This window comes from Microtetraspora glauca (assembly GCF_040656155.1).
In the GTDB taxonomy this organism is placed as follows: domain Bacteria; phylum Actinomycetota; class Actinomycetes; order Streptosporangiales; family Streptosporangiaceae; genus Microtetraspora; species Microtetraspora glauca.
In genome coordinates this window covers 285,502-303,384 of record NZ_JBFALK010000001.1, presented here as the reverse complement: position 1 = coordinate 303,384, position 17,883 = coordinate 285,502, and the positions used below count along the sequence as shown (strand labels likewise).

The window sequence follows — 17,883 nt, the reverse complement described above, 5'->3', positions numbered from 1 at the left end:
GATGAGTGATCTCGTACTGCGGGCGCGGGAGTGGCTGGCCCAGGATCCGGACCCGGAGACCCGGGCGGAGCTGGAGGCGGTTCTCGCCCTCGACGACGAAACGGAGCTGGCCTCGCGGTTCGGCTCCAGGCTGGAGTTCGGCACCGCGGGCCTGCGCGGCGAGCTGGGGGCGGGTCCCGCCCGGATGAACCGGGTCACGGTGATGCGCGCCGCCGCCGGTCTGGCCCGCGTCCTCGGCCCGGGCCGGCACGTCGTGATCGGCTACGACGCCCGGCGCAACTCGGACGTGTTCGCCAGGGACACCGCCGCCGTGCTGACCGGCGCGGGCCTGCGGGCCTTCGTGATGGACGGCAGGTGGCCGACCCCCGTGCTGGCGTTCGCCGTACGCCATCTGGGGGCGGACGCGGGCGTCATGGTCACCGCCTCGCACAACCCTCCGCGCGACAACGGTTACAAGGTCTACTGGGGGGACGGCGCGCAGATCGTGCCGCCCGTCGACGGCGAGATCTCACGGGCGATCGACGCGGTCGGCCGGGTGGACGAGCTGCCTCTCGGCGACTCCTGGGACACGCTCACGCACGAGGCGATCGTCACCCCCTACCTGCGGGCCCTCGCCGCGCTTCCTGTCGGTGACGCCCGGGACGTCCGCGTCGCGTACACGCCGTTGCACGGGGTCGGCGCGGACACCCTGGCGGAGGCGTTTCTGAGCGCGGGCTTCGCGGTTCCGGAGATGGTCGCGGCGCAGCGCGACCCCGATCCGGACTTCCCGACCGTGGCGTTCCCCAATCCGGAGGAGCCGGGCGCGATGGACCTCGCGCTCGAACTCGCCGGGACGATCGGGGCGGACATCGTCCTGGCCAACGACCCGGACGCCGACCGGTGCGCGACCGGGCTGCGGCTTCCGGACGGCGGGTACCGCATGCTCACCGGCGACGAGCTCGGCTCCCTGCTGGCCGAGCACATCCTGCGGAACACCTCGGGCGACGACCGCCTGGTCGCGACGACCATCGTCTCGTCGTCACTGCTCGGCAAGATCGCCGCGGCGCACGGCGTGCGGTACGCGGAGACGCTGACCGGCTTCAAATGGATCATGAAGGCCGGGCCGGGGCTGATCTTCGGGTACGAGGAGGCCCTCGGCTACAGCGTCGGCTCCGACGCCGGGCTGCCCGTCCACGACAAGGACGGGATCGGCGCGGCGCTCACCGTCGCGGGACTGGCGGCCGCGGCCCGGCGGGAGGGCCGGACGCTGCTCGACCTGCTCGACGACCAGGCGCGCCGGTACGGCCTGCACGCGACCGGCCAGCTCTCCGTCCGGGTCGAGGACCTGTCGCTGATCGGACGGGCCATGGCCCGCCTGCGGGAGGAGCCCCCGGCCAAGCTGGGCGGGCGCGAGGTCGAGTCGGCGGAGGACCTCGGCGCCGGCCTGTCCGGCCTGCCCCCGACCGACGGCCTCCGGTACCGGCTGGCCGGAGGGGCGCGCGTGGTCGTACGGCCCAGCGGCACCGAGCCGAAGCTCAAGTGCTATCTGGAGGTCGTCGTCCCGGTCACCGGTCCGGCGTCCGGCGACGTGACCAGAGCACGGGCGGCCGCCGCGGCCGACCTCGCCGCGGTCAAGGCGGATCTGTCCGCCGCGCTCGGCGTGTAGGAGGCCGGGCGGCGGCGGGCCGCCCGGTCGGCGAGCGCGGCGGTGGTTGTGGTGGCGGCGGCGCGGGCGGCTCAGACGAGGACGAAGGTCACCACGACGAGCACGACCGCCGCCGCCACGGCGGCCAGCGCCACGGGCGACCAGGACACGCTGGTCGTCCCCGAGGCGTCCCGCTTGCGCAGCACGGCCATCTCCAGGAGCTGCTGGGCCACCCAGTCGGCGTGGGTACGTCCCAGGACGGCCTGCGCCGCGCTGTCCGGCAGCTGCGAATTCCGCGCCTGCTGCCTGCCCGCCCGGCGCACGGCCTTCGCCCGCTCGCGGGCGCTCGGCTGGGGGCTCCAGCAGCGGATGCTGGTGTCACCCGCCACGATGACGATCGCGTTGGAGACCTGCACCTCGTCCACCGAGCTCCACGGCACGTACGCGTTCCGGAACGGGTTGCGGATCCGGACGCCGCCCTCCTCGGCGATGATCGCCGGGCGGAGCGCCAGCAGGCCGACGAGCAGGGTGATGACGCCGAGCACCGCCCCGGCGATCAGCGCCGACGGCATGCTGCCGCGGACGATCAGGTCCCAGGCGTTCCACGCGGCGAAGATGACCCACGCCCACCCGAAGACCCACGCCAGCTTCGACCGGAAAACCTGTTTCATGCCTGCCACTTCTGCTGTGCGAAGCCCGGCTTGATCACACCGTTGATCAGCGCGAGCCTCTCGTCGAAGGGGATGAACGCCGACTTCATGGCGTTGACCGTGAACCACTGCAGGTCGTCCCAGCCGTAGCCGAAGGCGTCCACCAGCTTGGCGAACTCCCGGGACACGCTCGTGGCGCTCATCAGCCGGTTGTCGGTGTTGACCGTGACCCGGAAGCGCAGCCGGCGCAGCAGCCCGATCGGGTGGTCCGCGATCGAGGAGGCGGCCCCGGTCTGCAGGTTGGACGTCGGGCACATCTCCAGAGGGATGCGCTTGTCCCGGACGTAGGCGGCCAGCCTCCCGAGCTTGGCCTCTCCGTCGTCCGACAGCGCGATGTCGTCGATGATCCGCACGCCGTGGCCGAGCCGGTCGGCTCCGCACCACTGGATGGCCTGCCAGATCGACGGCAGCCCGAAACCCTCACCGGCGTGGATGGTGAAGTGCGCGTTCTCCCGCTGGAGGTATTCGAAGGCGTCGATGTGGCGGGTGGGAGGGTAGCCCGCCTCGGCTCCCGCGATGTCGAAGCCGACCACACCCACGTCGCGGTAGCGCACGGCGAGCTCCGCGATCTCCATCGAGCGGGCCTGGTGCCGCATGGCGGTCAGCAGGGTGCCGACCCTGATCCTCGGGGTGCCGTCGGGGCCGGCGGAACCCAGCCGGAAACCCTCGATCACCGCCTCGACGACCTCGTCCAGGCTGAGACCGCCGGTGGTGTGCTGCTCGGGCGCGTACCGGACCTCGGCGTAGACGACGCCGTCGTCCGCGAGGTCCTCCGCGCACTCGGCGGCCACTCTGACGAGCGCCTCCCTGGTCTGCATGACCCCGACGGTGTGGTCGAAGGTCTCCAGGTAGCGTTCGAGCGATCCCGAGTCGGACGCCTCCTGGAACCAGACGGCCAGGTTCGCGGCGTCGTGGGACGGCAGCTTCGCATAGCCGGAGTCACGGGCGAGGTCGATCACCGTCTCGGTACGGAGGCCGCCGTCCAGGTGATCGTGAAGCAGGACCTTGGGAGCCTTGCGGATCTCCTCCAGCGTCGGCCGGTTCATGCGCGCTCCTCGCGAAGGGCGCCGTGCCTACCGATTCGCTCGCTCATGCAGCCTCCTCGCCCGGCGGCCCCGGGATCGCCGGGCGCCGTTCTCGTTCATCTCGGCATCCTATGCCACCTGCGGAAACGCCGATCATGCACTGTTTGCCGATTATGAGTCGTCACGATTGGCAGTCTCGGGGGAGAACGCCGGGAGGCAGACGGCGACGTATTCGGCCCCGGCGGGACCGGAGCGGTAGCGGATCTTCTCACCCGGATCGCTGACGAAGGCCTGACCTGCCCCGATCTCGGTGGACCCGCCCTCGTGCTCCACGATCACCGATCCCTTGAGCACGAGGGTGTACTCGCCGAACTCCGGTGTCTGCGGCGGTTCCTCCCAGTCCGGGGGCGCCTGCATGTGCGCGATCGAGAGCCGCTCGTCACCGCTGTTCACACGGCCGACGTACTCATCGATGATCTTTCCGCCCGGAACCGGGATCCGGGTGGCCGCGTCGATCTTCCTCACCATGGCACAAGTCTGTCAGTGCGCCACGTCGATCACGATCCGGGACGGCCCCGACTGCGGCACGACCCGGAACCCGGCCTTGTGGGCGAGGACCAGCCCCACGCTGACCATGCCCTCGAAGTCGCCGTTGTTCACGATGTGACGGACGTTGGGAAGTTTCGCGGCGACCTCGCGCGGCCCCTTCCACGTGGATTTCCCCGCGCTGTCGTGCGCCGCCGCGGGGGTGACGCGCACCTGGAGGTACGCCCCGCCCGTGACGCCGACGGCGGAGCCGGAGCCGTCGTAGACCAGCTTGTCCGTCCAGTCCACGGAGTACCCGGTCATGGCGCCCTTCAGGTCGATCACGACGCGGTCGAACCCCGCGTGCCGGGCGAACCTGACCCCGGTGACCTTCGGCGGCTTGGCCGGGGTGCGCTCCGCCTTGACCGGCTTGGTGCTCGTGGGCGGGGCAGGAGCGGACGCCCCCGGCTTCGCCGCGGCCGTACCCGTGGCGGCGGCCGGCGCGGCGGAGTCGGCGGCTCCGGTGGGGTCGGCGGCTCCGGTGGGGTCGCCCGCGCCGGAGCCCGGGGAGGCCGCGACGGCCGGTGAGGCGACCTGCCCGGCCGTACCGCCGGTTCCGAGTTCGTCGCCTCCCGCGCTCCCGGCGCCCCCGCAGGCGAGGGTGGCGGCGATCGGTACGAGGGCGAGAGCCAGAGCGTACGACGTCTTCATCGCGATCTCCTTTCGAACGTTCCACAGCCGGCGGTGCGGTTCCGTCTCCAGTCGATTAGACGTGTGCTTCCGGTCCGAGGTTCGGATCTCCGTTAATGTGGCCGCCGCAGCGCATCCCACATTCCGAAATATCCGCATCATTCCACCCGGAAAAGTGGAGGGCCAGTGATGACCGAGCCACGCCGCGGGCGCGACCGCGGCCCGCTTCGCCTCCGGACCCGCCTCGGCACGGCGCGGACGTGCGCGCATGAGCGGTGACCGCGGCACGAGCGGTGATCCCGGCGTGAGTGCCGGCCACGGCGTGCGCGGCGGTCCCGGTGACAAGAGTGCGCAAGGTAGGCGCCACAAGAACGACATGGGCCGGCTGACCGGCTTCGAGGCGTTCGTCGCGGACCAGGCTCAACCGCTGGCCCGTACGGCTCTCCTACTGACCGGCGATCCCCATGCCGCGCGCACCTTCGTGATCGGGACCCTGACCCGGATCGCCGCCCGCTGGCCCACCCTTCGCTGGGCCAGGCCCGCCGACACGGCCCGTCAGGGCCTCTTCACGTACTTCCTCGCCCGGCCCGCCGACGCCCGGGCCGGTGATACCCGGGCCGGCGATACCCGGGCCACCGGTCGGAAGGGCCGCGCCGGGGCGGCGCGTGGCGAACTCCGGCCCTCGACCGTCCCCGCCACGGAACGGTCGTCCCTCCAGGAGGCCCTGGCGGCGCTGTCCACGCTCCAACGCGCGCTGATCGTCGCGCGCTTCCACGAGGGGATGCCGGAGCCGCAGGCGGCGGGGCTGTGCCGCACGGCCGCTGTCACGGCACGGGCGGAGATCGAGCTCGCCCTCGCGGAGCTGCGCCACCGCGTCCCCGGACTCGCCGCCCCCGTGTCCGGTGCGGCTCGGGCCTCCGCCGACCTGGCGGCACCCACGTCCGCGGCGGCCCCGCCCCCATGGACGCCTCCCGGGCCGGAAACGGACACCTCATCCCTGCCATCGGCGACCTCCTGGGCGTCCCCGACTCCGGAGCCGGAGATCATCGCTTTCGCGAAGGAGCCCGCCTGGGCGCCGGTGCCGCCGTCAGCGGTCCCGTGGGGAGGCTCCACGGCGGGAGCGTCCGGCGTGTCCGGCCCCGTGCGGGCCGACCCGATGGAGGAGGCGCTGCGCCGGGGGTTGGACGCCATCGCCTCCGAGATGCCACCCGTCCGCGTCGTCGACGAGGTCGTCGACACCGCCCGGCGACGTCGCGCCAGCCGCGTCTCCCTCATCGCCAGCGTCTGCGTGACGCTGGCCGCCGTCATGATCGTGCCCATCGTCTTCGGCATGACCGTCTTCGTCGGCGCGATCAGGGACTCGGCCGACCGAGGCGTGCCGGACGGCCCGGCGGACGATCCGTACGGGATCCACGAGGACGGCCCGGCCGACGGCCCGGCCCAGGAGTCCGGCGGCCCGCTCCCGTCCGTCGTGGACGCCCCGATCCGGTACGCCTACCTGGATTCCTGTACGCCGGGCCAGGCGAGCGGGAACGACTGCGTGGAATGGCGCGTGGTCACCGCGAAGGGGCAGGAGTACGAGATCGTCGATGTGGGGGTCGAGGACAGCTCCCGCGCGAACGAACTGCTCGCGGTCAGCGGGGACGGGAACCAGATCGCCTACTACAGCTCCAGCGCGTCCGACTTCGTGATCGTGGACCGGCGGCACTCCGTGCCGGAAGCGACCGAGCTCGTCCCGTACGGGCAGACCCCCACCAACCACACGTCGCTGGCCATCTCGCCGACGGGGCGGTGGCTGGCCGCCGGACTCGGCACGCGCAAAGCGATCGGACGCCCCCGGGTGCACGACGCCACCACGAAACGCACCTGGACCCTGCCCCTGCGCATGCGGGTCCTGGCCGTCTCCGACGGCGGCACGGTCCTCGGCACGACCGTCACCCGGGTGAACGACACCCGGATCACGGAGCTGGTGCGGATGCGCCCGAACGGCCGGGTGCTGAGCCGCGTCTCCCTGCGTGACCCCATGTACGGCCTCCGGCTGCCCGTCGCGGGCATGCCGCTGTCACCCGACGGGCGCGGCCTGGCCCTGATCGACCTCAGCGACCATCCGGGGAAGGACAGCCCGCTCTGGCTGAGCACCGTCGACCCCGGCACCGGCCGGGTCCGTACGAGCTGCGCGCCGCGCCTTTCCGAGGACGCCGAAGTCCTGAGCGTGCGCGGCTGGGCGAGCGCCCGCGAGGTCATCGTGGACGCCCGGACCGCTTCGGACGGCGGATCGGGCGGTGGAGGCGCGGTGCCATCCGTCCACGCCGTGGACGTGAGGTCGTGCGCCGCGCGTGACATCGTCCTCGACGAGCGGAGCCGGGTCCCTCCTGTCTGGACTCCGGGAGTGCTCGGCTAATGCCGTGACCGATCCCCGCGGCCGTCTTACGCGTGCCCGGGTCGCGCGATCCGGGCACGCCAGAGGGGCGCCCCCGAAGGAGCGCCCCTCACTCGCCGTACCGTCGGACCGGCGCCCCCGCCGCGTGCCGGTCGGACGGGACACGGTCACCTGGACGCGTCGTCCTCGGATACTCGCCCTCAGACGGTCTCGAGGACCCTCTCCGGCTCGGCGGCGGTCGCCGTACGGGAGCGGAACCGCAGGCCGCTCGCGGCGACCACCAGTCCCACCAGGGCGAACAGCGCCGAGACGACGATCGCAGCGCGGAAGGCGCCGATCGGGTCGGACGCCGAGCCGGAGGTCAGGACCGCGGTCACGATGGCGAGCACCACCGCGCCGCCGACCTGGCCCGACGTGTTGAGCAGGCCGGAGGCGAGCCCCTGCTCGTCGTCGGAGACCCCGTTGGTCGCCTGGATGTTGAGCGACGGGAAGGAGAGCCCGAACGCGATGCCGAGCAGCACCATCCCCGGCAGGACCATCCCGGCGAGGCTGGGGTGCTCGTCCACCCGCAGGAACATCGCGTAGCCCGCCAGCAGCGCGATCGAGCCGAGCACGATGAGCCGCCCGGTGCCGAACCGGTCGGCGAGATCGCCCATCTTGGTCGAGCTGACCGCGACCAGCAGGCCCGCCGGCAGGAACGCCAGCGCGGTCTGCAGCGCCGACCAGCCGAGCAGGTTCTGGAAGTACTGCATGGCCACGAACTGGAAGCCGACGTACGAGCCGAACAGGATCACCAGGCCGACATTGGCCCGGACCAGCGGAGCGGACCGCAGGATGCCCAGGCGGACCAGCGGGTGCTTGACCCGGCGCTCCAGCCACACGAACAGCCCGAACAGCGCGGCCACCACGGCGGCCGACAGCGCGGTGCGCACGATGCCGACGTCGGGAGCCTGGACGACGGTGAACACGAGCAGCAGCATCGCCGCGGTGATCGTGATGGCGCCCAGGATGTCGTGGCCGCCCTCGCCGCGTTCGTCGGAGCGCGGAAGCAGCCGGGCGCCGGCGACCAGGGCGATGATCGCCACCGGGACGGGCATCAGGAAGGTCCAGCGCCAGCCCAGCTCGGTCAGCACGCCCGAGAGCACCAGCCCGAGGGAGAAGCCGCTCGCGCCGCAGGCGGTGAAGATGCTGAGCGCCCGGTTCCTCGCCGGACCCTCGGCGAAGGTCGTGGTGATGATCGACAGTGCCGCCGGGGCGGTGAACGCCGCGCTCATGCCCTTGACGAACCGTGCCGCGATGAGCAGCGCGCCGTCGCTCATGAGTCCGCCGAGCAGGGACGCGACGGCGAAGACGGCCAACGCGATGAGGAAGACCCGGCGGCGGCCGAGCAGGTCGGCGGTACGGCCCCCGAGGAGGAGCAGCCCCCCGTATCCCAGCACGTATCCGCTCACGACCCACTGGAGGGCCGCCGTGGACATGCCGAGGTCGGCCTGGATGGAGGGCAGCGCCACGCCCACCATCGAGACGTCGAGAGCGTCGAGGAAGACGACGGCGCATAGAACGCTGAGCGCACCCCACAGGGGCGCCCCCCAGCGCTCGTCCTTCGTGGAGGAGGTCATGGCGGGAGACATTACATGCACCTGCATTCAATGCACAAGCATTTAATGCGTTTGCATCTACCTGTCGTGCGTGCTAGGCTCCGGCCGAAGCAAGGAGGCTGGGATGGCTCGCCAGAAGTCCGGCATCGACGTCATCGACACGTGGCGCGAACTGCTCGCGCGGCACGCCACCGTCTCCTGCGCACTGGAGCGTGAGCTCAGCGACCGGCACGGCCTCGGCGTGAGCGAGTTCGAGGTGCTCGACCGCATGGCGGAGGGTCTCGCCACCTGCGACGGGGGAGGCAAGGAGAAGTTCCGCGTGCAGGAGCTCGCCGACGAGGTCCATCTGAGCCAGAGCGCGCTGTCCCGGCTCATCGCGCGACTGGAGCGCGAGGGGCTCGTCACGCGGGCCATGTGCGAGGCCGACCGCCGCGGCGTTTTCGTCCTGCTCACGGACGAGGGCCGGAAGCGGCACGCCGAGGCCGCACCCACGCATCTCGCCGTCCTCACGACCCACCTGGGCTGACGGCCGGCACGCCCTCCCCCGCGGACCCACGCCGTCCCCGCCCGCGTGCCCCCTGTTCCGGCGCCTGACGTCGGCCGCACATGACTCAGCCCGGCCTGTCACCCCGCGATCCACGGGGCTCATCCAGGCCGGGCCGTACTCCTGATGCGGGTGATCACTCCCGCGACGATCCCCGCGATCAGTCCTGCGCGGTGATCCGGGCGACCACGAGCGGGAGCAGGCCGGGGTCGGCGGAGTCGCCGATCTCGTAGGCGCCCTCAAGGGCGCCAAGCGCCCGCTCGAACCGTCCCGCCTCGTCGGCGTGCAGGGTCATCAGCGGCTGCCCGGCCCGGACGGTGTCACCCGGCTTGGCGTGCAGCGTGACGCCCGCTCCGAACGAGACCGCGTCCTCCTTGCGCTCGCGGCCCGCGCCGAGCCGCCAGGCGGCCACTCCCACGCTGAGGGCGTCCAGCCGGCGCAGCACTCCCGACGACGGCGCGACGACGTCCATCGTCTCGGCCGCCCTGGGCAGCGCCGCGTCGGGGTCGCCGCCCTGCGCGCCGATCATCCGCCGCCACGCGTCCATCGCCGAGCCGTCCTTGAGCGCCTGCTCGGGGTCCTTGGCCCCCGGTACGGCGGCGGCCTCGAGCATCTCCCTGGCGAGCCGTACGGTCAGCTCGACCACGTCGGAGGGGCCACCTCCGGCGAGGACCTCGACCGACTCCTCGACCTCCAGGGCGTTGCCCACGGCCCGTCCCAGCGGCCGGTCCATCGCGGTGAGCAGGGCGACGGTCCGGACCCCGGCGTCGCCGCCCAGCGCGACCATCGTCTCGGCCAGCTCGCGGGCGTCGTCCACGTTCTTCATGAAGGCGCCGGAGCCCACCTTGACGTCGAGGACGAGCGAACCGGTGCCCTCGGCGATCTTCTTGGACATGATGGACGAGGCGATCAGCGGGATCGACTCGACCGTCCCGGTCACGTCGCGCAGCGCGTACAGCTTCTTGTCGGCCGGGGCGAGGCCGGCGCCGGCCGCGCACACGACGGCGCCGGCCGTACGGATGACGTGCAGCATCTCGTCGTTCGACAGGGACGCGCGCCAGCCGGGGATCGACTCCAGCTTGTCCAGCGTGCCCCCGGTGTGGCCGAGCCCCCGCCCGGACAGCTGCGGCACATAGGCACCGCACGCGGCGACCAGCGGCGCGAGCGGCAGGGTGATCTTGTCGCCCACCCCGCCGGTGGAGTGCTTGTCCGCGGTGGGCCGGTCGAGCGCCGACCAGTCCATCCGCTCCCCGGTCCGGATCATGGCCAGGGTCCAGTCGGCGATCTCTCTGCGGTTCATGCCGTTGAGCAGGATCGCCATCGCCAGCGAGGACATCTGCTCGTCGGCCACCGCGCCACGCGTGTACGCGTCGATCACCCAGTCGATCTGGGCGGTGGACAGCTCGCGCCGGTCCCGCTTGGTGGTGATGATCTCGATCGCGTCGAAACCCATGATCCCCCTCTGTCGTGTACGGCTCCCACGGGAGCCGTAACCCTCCCGGCGATCCGCCGCCGTGTATCCGGATTTATCGCTATTCAGCGCGACAAGTCGTCAGGGCCGAAGGCGAACGGCAGGATGTCCGCCAGCCGCCACGGCCCCTCCGGGGTCTCGACCAGCAGCTCCGGCCCGCCGTGCTCCATGAGGAGCTGGCGGCAGCGCCCGCACGGCATCAGCAGCTCGCCGTGCCCGTCCACGCAGGTGAACGCCACCAGCCGGCCGCCCCCGCCGGCGTGCAGCGCCGACACGAGACCGCATTCGGCGCACAACCCGATCCCGTAGGAGGCGTTCTCGACGTTGCAGCCGGTGACCACCCGCCCGTCGTCCACCAGTGCGGCGGCACCGACCGGGAACTTGGAGTACGGCGCGTAGGCGTGCGCCATGGCCTCGGTCGCCAGGGCGCGCAGCGCGTCCCAGTCGATGGTCGGCTTGGTCATTTGGCCTGTCCTCTTCGGTAGGGAACGCCGTCGGCGGCCGGCATCCGCAGGCGCTGCGAGGCGAGTGAGAGCACTAGCAGCGTAGTCAGATGCGGCGTGAACGACGTGAAGGCGTCCGGCACCGTGTCGGTCACCGCGAACACCGCGAAGACCGCGATCGTCGCGATGCCGGTCACCAGGGCGGCCCTGTTCCTGCGCTGCCGTACGAGCTGGTAGACCGCGACGGCGGCGAGCAGCATGGCCACGACGAGCAGGAGCGCGTGGACCGAGGTGCCGCCCTGCCTGAGCTGGAGCGCGTCGGTGTAGCCGAACAGGGCCGCGCCACCGGCGAGGCCGCCGGGCCGCCAGTTGCCGAAGATCATGGCGGCCAGGCCGATGTAGCCGCGACCGCCCGTCTGCCCGTCGCGGTAGATCCCGGCGGCGATGAGCGACAGGAACGCCCCGCCGAGCCCGGCGAGCCCGCCGGAGACGATCACCGCGATCCACTTGTACAGGTAGACGTTGACGCCCAGCGACTCGGCGGCCACCGGCCGCTCGCCGCAGGACCTGATGCGCAGGCCGAACGCCGTACGCCACAGGAGGTAGAACGACAGCGGCACCAGCAGGATCGCCAGGATCGTGAAGAACGAGACGTTCTGCGTGATCCCGTGCAGGATGCCGGCGACGTCCGACACCAGGAACCAGCGCTTGTTCTGCAGATCCAGCAGCGGCTGGCCGATCCCCGGCACGTCGAACGTCCCCATGGTCGGCACACGCGGCGACTGCTTGGCGCCGCCGCCCTTCATGGTCGAGAAGACCAGCTTGGAGAGGTACTGGGTGAAGCCGAGGCCGACGATGTTGATGGCGACGCCCGAGATGATCTGGTCCACGCCGAACGTCACGGTCGCCAGCGCGTGGATGGCGCCGCCGATCGCGCCGCCGATCGCTCCGGCGACCACACCGGCCCAGGGGCTGTGGAACTGGAGCGCGCCCCAGGCGCCGAACCAGGTGCCGAGGATCATCATGCCTTCGAGGCCGATGTTCACCACGCCGGCCCGCTCCGACCACAGGCCGCCGAGCCCGGCCAGCCCGATCGGTACGGCGAGGCCGAGCGCGGCGCTGATCGTGCCGCCCGAGGTGATGTCGTGGGCGCCGGTCACCAGCCGGGCCACCGACAGGAGGATGACCAGCCCGGCGAGGCCGGCCAGCAGGACGGGGAAGGTCAGCTTGAACCGCCGCGCGGGAGGCGCGGCGACCGGCTTGCCCGCCGAGACGTCCGTGGCGGTCATACCGCGGCCCCTTCCACCTCGGCCGGTGCGGCGAGCTCGCGGCTGACCCTGCGCTGCGCGGCGACGGTCCGGTACCGGTGCACCAGCTCGTACGCGATGATCACCGAGAGCACGATCACACCCTTCATGATGTCGACGAGCTCCTTGGAGATGTCCAGGATCTGCAGCGCGTTCGAGGAGCTGTCCAGGAACGCCCACAGCAGGGCGCCGACCGCCATGCCGACCGCGTTGTTCCTGCCGAGGAGCGCGATCGCGATGCCGGTGAAGCCGAGCCCGGCCGGGAAGTTCAGGCTGTACTGGAAGGAGCCGCCGAGCAGTTCCGGCATGCCGACGAGACCGGCCACGGCGCCCGAGATGACCATCGCGCTGATGACCATCCGCTTGACGTCCACCCCGCTGGCCACCGCGGCCGGCTCCGACCGGCCGGTGGCGCGCAGGTTGAACCCGAAACGGGTCCGGTTGAGCAGCACCGCGTAGCCGACGCCGACGATGATCGCCACGATGAGGAAGCTGTTGACCTGCATCGGCGTGCCGGGGATCAGCGCCCATCCGGGCGCGTGGGCGTCCTCGGGGATCGGCGTGGTGCCGATGGCGTTGCCGCTCAGCACGCCGAGCCGGTCGGCGGTCAGCAGCCAGCCGGTCAGGCCGGTGGCGATGGCGTTCAGCATGATCGTGGAGATGACCTCGCTGACGCCGCGGGTCACCTTGAGCAGTCCGGCGATCGAGGCCCACAGGGCGCCCACGAGCACGGCCACCAGGACCACGAGCAGGCTGTTGAGCACGCCGGGCAGCAGCCCGGCCCCGCCGACGGCCGCGGCGAGGAGCGCGGCGAGCCGGTACTGGCCGTCCACACCGATGTTGAACAGGTTCATCCGGAACCCGATCGCCACCGCGACGGCCGACAGGTAGTAGGCGGCCGACGTGTTGAGGATCAGGACGATGATGCGCGGCGTGGAGCCCTGGTCGAGCAGGGTCGTGAAGGCGTCCGCCGGGGAGTTGCCCGCGATCAGCAGGACGACGGACGTCACGAGGCCGGCGAAGACGACGGCGAGGACGGGCGCGACGATCGCGAAGACGCCGTCGAGCTTCACCCGCCCGGTCAGGCGTTCCATGAATGCGCTCATGCTGTCTCCTCGCCTGGCCGCTCAGAGCCGGGTCGTGTCGAAGACACGCAATACGGCGCCTCGCGCGTCACGCTGTGCTGAAAGGGTCGCTCGCTCATGCCGTCTCCTGGCCCGGCGGCTCGGAGGCGTTCGCGAATCACACTGTGCTTTCCGATTCGCTCGATTCGCCCGCTCATGTGTCCTCCCCCGCGCCGGTCATCGCCGAGCCGAGCTGCTCGGGGGTCACGGCACCGGGATCGACGTCGGCGACGATCCGGCCCCGCAGGATGACCTTGAGCGAGTCGGACAGGCCGATGAGCTCGTCGAGGTCGGCGGAGATCAGCAGTACGGCCAGGCCGGCGGCGCGGGCGTTCCTCAGGTGGTCCCAGATGGCCGCCTGGGCGCCCACGTCCACACCCCGCGTCGGGTGCGACGCGATCAGCAGCACCGGCTCGCCGCTCATCTCCCGGCCGACGATCAGCTTCTGCTGGTTGCCTCCGGACAGGGCGGCCGCGTCCACGTCGATGCCGGGGGTGCGGACGTCGTACTCGTCGACGATCCGCTGGGTGTCCTTGCGGGCTCCCGCGCGGTCGATCCAGACGCCCTTGACGTTGGGCTCGCGCGTCTGGTGGCCGAGGATGCGGTTCTCCCAGAGCGGCGCCTCCAGCAGCAGGCCGTGCCGGTGCCTGTCCTCGGGGATGAAGCCGATGCCGCCCTCACGCCGCTTCAGGGTGGACCAGGCGGTGATGTCCGCGCCGCCGAGGCTGATCGTCCCGGCCGTGATGGAACGCATGCCCATGATGGCCTCGACGAGTTCGGCCTGGCCGTTCCCCTCGACCCCGGCGATGCCCAGGACCTCGCCCTTGTGGATCGTGAAGGAGATGTCCTCAAGCAGGAGGCGCACCCCGTCCGCCTTCAGCTGCTCGGCAGAGGTGCCCTTCGGGACCGGCCCGTGCCCCGGAGCCGCCATCGTGAGGCCGGAGACCTCCAGCGTGACGACGTCGGTGACGGTGGACTCGCGGGTCTCCGGGCTGGGCAGCTCGCTGCCGACCATCAACTCGGCGAGCTTGCGCGCGGTCACCCCGCTCGGCTCGACGCTGGCCACGGTCGTGCCCCGGCGGATCACGGTGATCGCGTCGGCCACCTTCAGGACCTCGTCGAGCTTGTGCGAGATGAACAGGATCGTCAGGCCCTCGCGGACCAGCACCCGGAGGTTGTCGAAGAGCTCGTCCACCTCGTGCGGCACGAGGACCGCGGTCGGCTCGTCCAGGATGAGGATCCGGGCTCCCCGGTAGAGGACCTTGAGGATCTCCACCCGCTGGCGGTCGCCCACCCCCAGCTCCTCGACCAGCGCGTCCGGTTCGACGCCCAGCCCGTACGCGTCGGAGAGCTCCCGGATCTTCTTGCGCGCCGCGCCGAAGTCGATGGCCAGGCCGCCCTTGCGCGGCTCGCTGCCGAGGATCACGTTCTCGAGGACCGTGAGGTTGTCGGCGAGCATGAAGTGCTGGTGGACCATGCCGATCCCGGCGCCGATGGCGTCGCCCGGGGTGTGGAAGCTCACAGCCGACCCGTTGATCCGGATCTCGCCCTCGTCCGGGCGCTGCATGCCGTACAGGATCTTCATGAGCGTGGACTTGCCCGCGCCGTTCTCACCGACGATGGCGTGGATGTGGCCCTTGGCGACGCTCAGGCGGACGTCCCGGTTCGCGATGACGCCGGGAAACCTCTTGGTGATACCCGTCAGCTCTACGGCGGGATCTGTGGCGATTGCGGTTGTTATGGCGGCCTCCCCCACCCGGAGTGCCTGTGGACAGGCACGATAGGCCGAGGAGCCCGGAGCGATCAGCGCCCGGGCCCCTCGGAGAACGGCAGGTCAGGGGGTCGTGGGGACCGTGATCTCGCCGTTGACGATCTTCTGCTTGTACTCGTCGAGCTGGGCCTTGATGTCGTCGATCTTGCCGCCGGTGGTGGAGAAGTCGACACCGCCCGCCTTCAGGTCGTAGCGGGACTCACCGGCCTTGACGCTGCCGCTGGTGAAGTTCTTGAGGAAGTCGTAGACCGCCACGTCGATCTTCTTCAGCATCGAGGTGATGATGACGTCGGCGACGGCCGCGTCGGCCGTCTTCGCCTGGTCGGAGTCGACACCGATGGCCATGGCGCCCGCGGCCTTGGCGGCCTCGAAGACACCGCCGCCGGAACCGCCCGCGGCCTGGTAGACCACGTCGGCGCCGCCGTCGTACATGCCCTGGGCCGCGGTCTTGCCCTTGGCCGGGTCGTTGAACCCGGTGAAGTCCGGCGGCTGGCTCAGGTACTTGGTCTGGATCTTGATGTCCGACTTGACGGCCTTGGCACCCGCCACGAAGCCCGCCTCGAACTTCTGGATCAGCGGGACCTCGACGCCGCCGACGAAGCCGACGTTGCCCTTCTTGGACTTCAGCGCGGCCGCGGCGCCGACCAGGAACGACCCCTGCTCCTCGGCGAAGACCAGGTTGCTGACGTTGGGGCCGGTGGCGTCGGCGTCGTCGATGATCGCGAACTTGACGTCCGGGAACTCGGCGGCGACCTTCTTCACGGACGCGGAGTACGCGAAGCCGACCGCGATGACCGGGTTGAACCCGCTGCTGGCGAGCAGGCGCAGCCGCTCCTCCTTCTGCGCGTCCGTCTCGCCGGGAGCGGTCTCCAGCTCCTTGGTCTCGAGGCCGAACTCGCCCTTGGCCTTGTCCAGGCCGGCGGCGGCGGCATCGTTGAACGACTGGTCACCACGTCCGCCGATGTCGTAGGCGAGGCCGACCTTGGCCTTCGCCTTGGCCTCGGGCGCCGCCGACGATGCGCTCGCGGAGGTCTCGTCCTTGGCGTCACTACCTCCACACGCGGCGGCGGCCATGAGCATGGCACCCGCAGCGGTGGCGGCAGCCAACTTGCTTACTCGATTGCGGAGCAAGGTGTACTCCCCTTCCGTGTCCCCGCCGTCCAACCGGTCGCGCACGCACGACGCGCGGCGACCCTGCACGGAAGATAGTTGTTTGACCTGCATAGACCAAATGGGCACACGAGTCCGAAACCGCTCCGTTATGTACCTCTCGCCACCTTGTGACCAGTGAGTAGGTTCGGCCGGCCGGACGGACCCCGGATCCGCCTCTCGATGATCTTCTTCGTGCGATCGTCGAGCTCAGACGCGCTGTCCCGGGCCGATCAGAGTGCGGTGGTCCGGGACAGCAGTTCGTCCGCGTCGGCGATCGCGGCCAGCCGCGCCCACGCGCCGTCGAAATGCGCGGTCAGCGCGTCGATGATCTCGACGTTGTACGTCAGGAAGACCACCGTGCTGTCCCTGATCCCGGGGACGGCGGACGTCTCGATTCCGATGATCGCGGCCGTACGGTCGAAGACCTGGTAGGAGACGAGCAGATCGATCTCCGGGACCAGCGCCACCTGGACGTCCTGCCCCGGCTGGCGCATCCTGAGCAGCCGCTCCAGATGGCCGCGGAAGAGCGTGCGCAACTCGTCGCCGGTGATCCGGCGGTACACCCGGAGGCGGCCCGTCCGGACCGCGGCCTCCGTCGCCGCGAGGTAGTCCTTCTGGTGGGAGAGCGGCGACATCAACTGGTCCTGCCGCGCCCGGCCGACGACCCGGACGATGCGGCTGTTCTGCACCAGCCCGTTGACGATGTCCATGCCGCCGCTCTGCTCGTCCACCCGCAGGAGGTGCGCGGCGTTGGTGAGCTGGGCGACCCTGACCTCGACGCTCGTCAGCTTGTTCTGCACGAACGCCGCGGAGAAGATCGCCGCCAGGAAGATGCCCACCAGCGCCCACTGCGGCGGACCCGCCCCGCGGGCGGCGGCGAGGTTCGACAACACCAGGCCGAACGACGCGCCGACCAGACCGGCGATGATGGGGCTGCTCGCCAGCACCCCGAAGTACTTCTCACTCGTCCGCCGAAACCCGTTGAGCATCTATTCCTCGAAGATCATCTGCTTGCTCACCCGGTGGTGCGGGCGACCGGCGATTTCCCTGACGACGGGATCCACGTCGAAGCCGAACAGGCGGGCCAGGCCGAGCGCGGACGGCTGCGCCGTCGCCTCCACGTGGCCGAATCTCTGGACGTGCGCGGTGCGCAGCATCGACGCGACGAGGAGGAAACCGATGCCCTGGTTGCGGACCCGGTCGAGCACCGCGAGGCGCTGCAGGTGGTTGTGCCACATGCGCGCCGTGCCCACCGGTTCGCCCACGGCCGTCTCCACCAGAAAGTGCAGGCAGTCCTCGTCGTACCCGTCCTCGTCGAGGTGGCGGGCGATTCCCTGCTCATCCTGGAAAACCTTCCGGCGTATCTGGAGCACCGAACTGCCGATGTCCTTCCAGACGCCTTCTCGCAGGACGAACATGTCAAGTCGCGGAGGAGGCATGGCGATTCTCCCGGGAAAAGGCCGATCGCTGCGCACCCCACAGTAGACGCGTACAGCCGGATATCGGTGAGCCCTCCTCT

16 protein-coding genes are annotated in these 17,883 nt (G+C 71.0%); 3 read left to right on the top strand and 13 right to left on the bottom strand.

The genetic code is table 11. The features are described from left to right. Position 1: 1 nt before the first annotated feature. Positions 2 to 1,645: a phospho-sugar mutase gene (locus tag AB0I59_RS01490; protein WP_358128922.1), complete on the top strand. Its 1,644-nt coding sequence runs from the start codon at positions 2 to 4 to the stop codon at positions 1,643 to 1,645. Positions 1,646 to 1,716: 71 nt separating this feature from the next. Here the strand turns inward: AB0I59_RS01490 and AB0I59_RS01485 are convergent, their stop codons facing one another. The 4 genes from AB0I59_RS01485 to AB0I59_RS01470 all read right to left on the bottom strand — a co-directional run bounded on the left by AB0I59_RS01485 (position 1,717) and on the right by AB0I59_RS01470 (position 4,595). Beyond that, entirely contained in the window at positions 1,717 to 2,295 is a 579-nt protein-coding gene (locus tag AB0I59_RS01485; RefSeq protein WP_358128919.1) for a PH domain-containing protein, read from the bottom strand. Next, positions 2,292 to 3,380 carry an adenosine deaminase gene (locus AB0I59_RS01480; RefSeq protein WP_061253343.1) on the bottom strand — a complete coding sequence of 363 codons (1,089 nt, stop codon included), beginning with the start codon at positions 3,378 to 3,380 and terminating at the stop codon, positions 2,292 to 2,294. Before AB0I59_RS01480 ends, AB0I59_RS01485 begins: the two co-directional genes overlap by 4 nt. 150 nt (positions 3,381 to 3,530) lie before the next feature. After that, complete coding sequence (locus tag AB0I59_RS01475; protein WP_061253342.1) at positions 3,531 to 3,887, bottom strand: cupin domain-containing protein; 357 nt, start codon at positions 3,885 to 3,887, stop codon at positions 3,531 to 3,533. A gap of 12 nt (positions 3,888 to 3,899) precedes the next feature. Next, on the bottom strand, positions 3,900 to 4,595 hold the full coding sequence (locus tag AB0I59_RS01470) for an AMIN-like domain-containing (lipo)protein (protein WP_061253341.1): 696 nt from the start codon (positions 4,593 to 4,595) through the stop codon (positions 3,900 to 3,902). 247 nt (positions 4,596 to 4,842) lie between these two features. Here AB0I59_RS01470 and AB0I59_RS01465 point away from each other — a divergent pair, with 247 nt between their 5' ends. Next, complete coding sequence (locus AB0I59_RS01465) at positions 4,843 to 6,975, top strand: SigE family RNA polymerase sigma factor (RefSeq protein ID WP_358128915.1); 2,133 nt, start codon at positions 4,843 to 4,845, stop codon at positions 6,973 to 6,975. Positions 6,976 to 7,154: 179 nt separating this feature from the next. Here the strand turns inward: AB0I59_RS01465 and AB0I59_RS01460 are convergent, their stop codons facing one another. Next, positions 7,155 to 8,573 (bottom strand): MFS transporter, encoded by a 1,419-nt coding sequence (locus AB0I59_RS01460; protein WP_358128912.1) that lies wholly within the window; start codon positions 8,571 to 8,573, stop codon positions 7,155 to 7,157. 103 nt (positions 8,574 to 8,676) lie between these two features. Between AB0I59_RS01460 and AB0I59_RS01455 the strand changes: the two genes are divergently transcribed. Beyond that, a complete protein-coding gene (locus AB0I59_RS01455) occupies positions 8,677 to 9,078 on the top strand; it encodes a MarR family winged helix-turn-helix transcriptional regulator (RefSeq protein ID WP_061253338.1) in 402 nt (133 codons plus the stop codon). 178 nt (positions 9,079 to 9,256) lie between these two features. On the opposite strand, the gene AB0I59_RS01450 is transcribed toward AB0I59_RS01455, so the two are convergent. The 8 genes from AB0I59_RS01450 to AB0I59_RS01415 all read right to left on the bottom strand — a co-directional run bounded on the left by AB0I59_RS01450 (position 9,257) and on the right by AB0I59_RS01415 (position 17,803). Beyond that, on the bottom strand, positions 9,257 to 10,549 hold the full coding sequence (locus AB0I59_RS01450) for a thymidine phosphorylase (RefSeq protein WP_061253337.1): 1,293 nt from the start codon (positions 10,547 to 10,549) through the stop codon (positions 9,257 to 9,259). 83 nt (positions 10,550 to 10,632) lie between these two features. After that, complete coding sequence (locus tag AB0I59_RS01445; protein WP_061253336.1) at positions 10,633 to 11,031, bottom strand: cytidine deaminase; 399 nt, start codon at positions 11,029 to 11,031, stop codon at positions 10,633 to 10,635. Further along, a complete protein-coding gene (locus AB0I59_RS01440; RefSeq protein WP_061253335.1) occupies positions 11,028 to 12,299 on the bottom strand; it encodes an ABC transporter permease in 1,272 nt (423 codons plus the stop codon). Before AB0I59_RS01440 ends, AB0I59_RS01445 begins: the two co-directional genes overlap by 4 nt. After that, on the bottom strand, positions 12,296 to 13,423 hold the full coding sequence (locus AB0I59_RS01435; RefSeq protein ID WP_082776549.1) for an ABC transporter permease: 1,128 nt from the start codon (positions 13,421 to 13,423) through the stop codon (positions 12,296 to 12,298). Before AB0I59_RS01435 ends, AB0I59_RS01440 begins: the two co-directional genes overlap by 4 nt. 172 nt (positions 13,424 to 13,595) lie before the next feature. Beyond that, a complete protein-coding gene (locus AB0I59_RS01430; protein ID WP_358128907.1) occupies positions 13,596 to 15,197 on the bottom strand; it encodes an ABC transporter ATP-binding protein in 1,602 nt (533 codons plus the stop codon). A gap of 78 nt (positions 15,198 to 15,275) precedes the next feature. Next, positions 15,276 to 16,319, bottom strand: coding sequence for a BMP family lipoprotein (locus tag AB0I59_RS01425; RefSeq protein WP_358128904.1), 1,044 nt, complete (start codon positions 16,317 to 16,319; stop codon positions 15,276 to 15,278). 275 nt (positions 16,320 to 16,594) lie between these two features. Beyond that, positions 16,595 to 17,353, bottom strand: coding sequence for a hypothetical protein (locus AB0I59_RS01420; RefSeq protein ID WP_061253333.1), 759 nt, complete (start codon positions 17,351 to 17,353; stop codon positions 16,595 to 16,597). After that, positions 17,354 to 17,803, bottom strand: coding sequence for a GNAT family N-acetyltransferase (locus AB0I59_RS01415; RefSeq protein ID WP_082776547.1), 450 nt, complete (start codon positions 17,801 to 17,803; stop codon positions 17,354 to 17,356). It lies immediately after the preceding gene. Between the last annotated feature and the right edge of the window lie 80 nt (positions 17,804 to 17,883).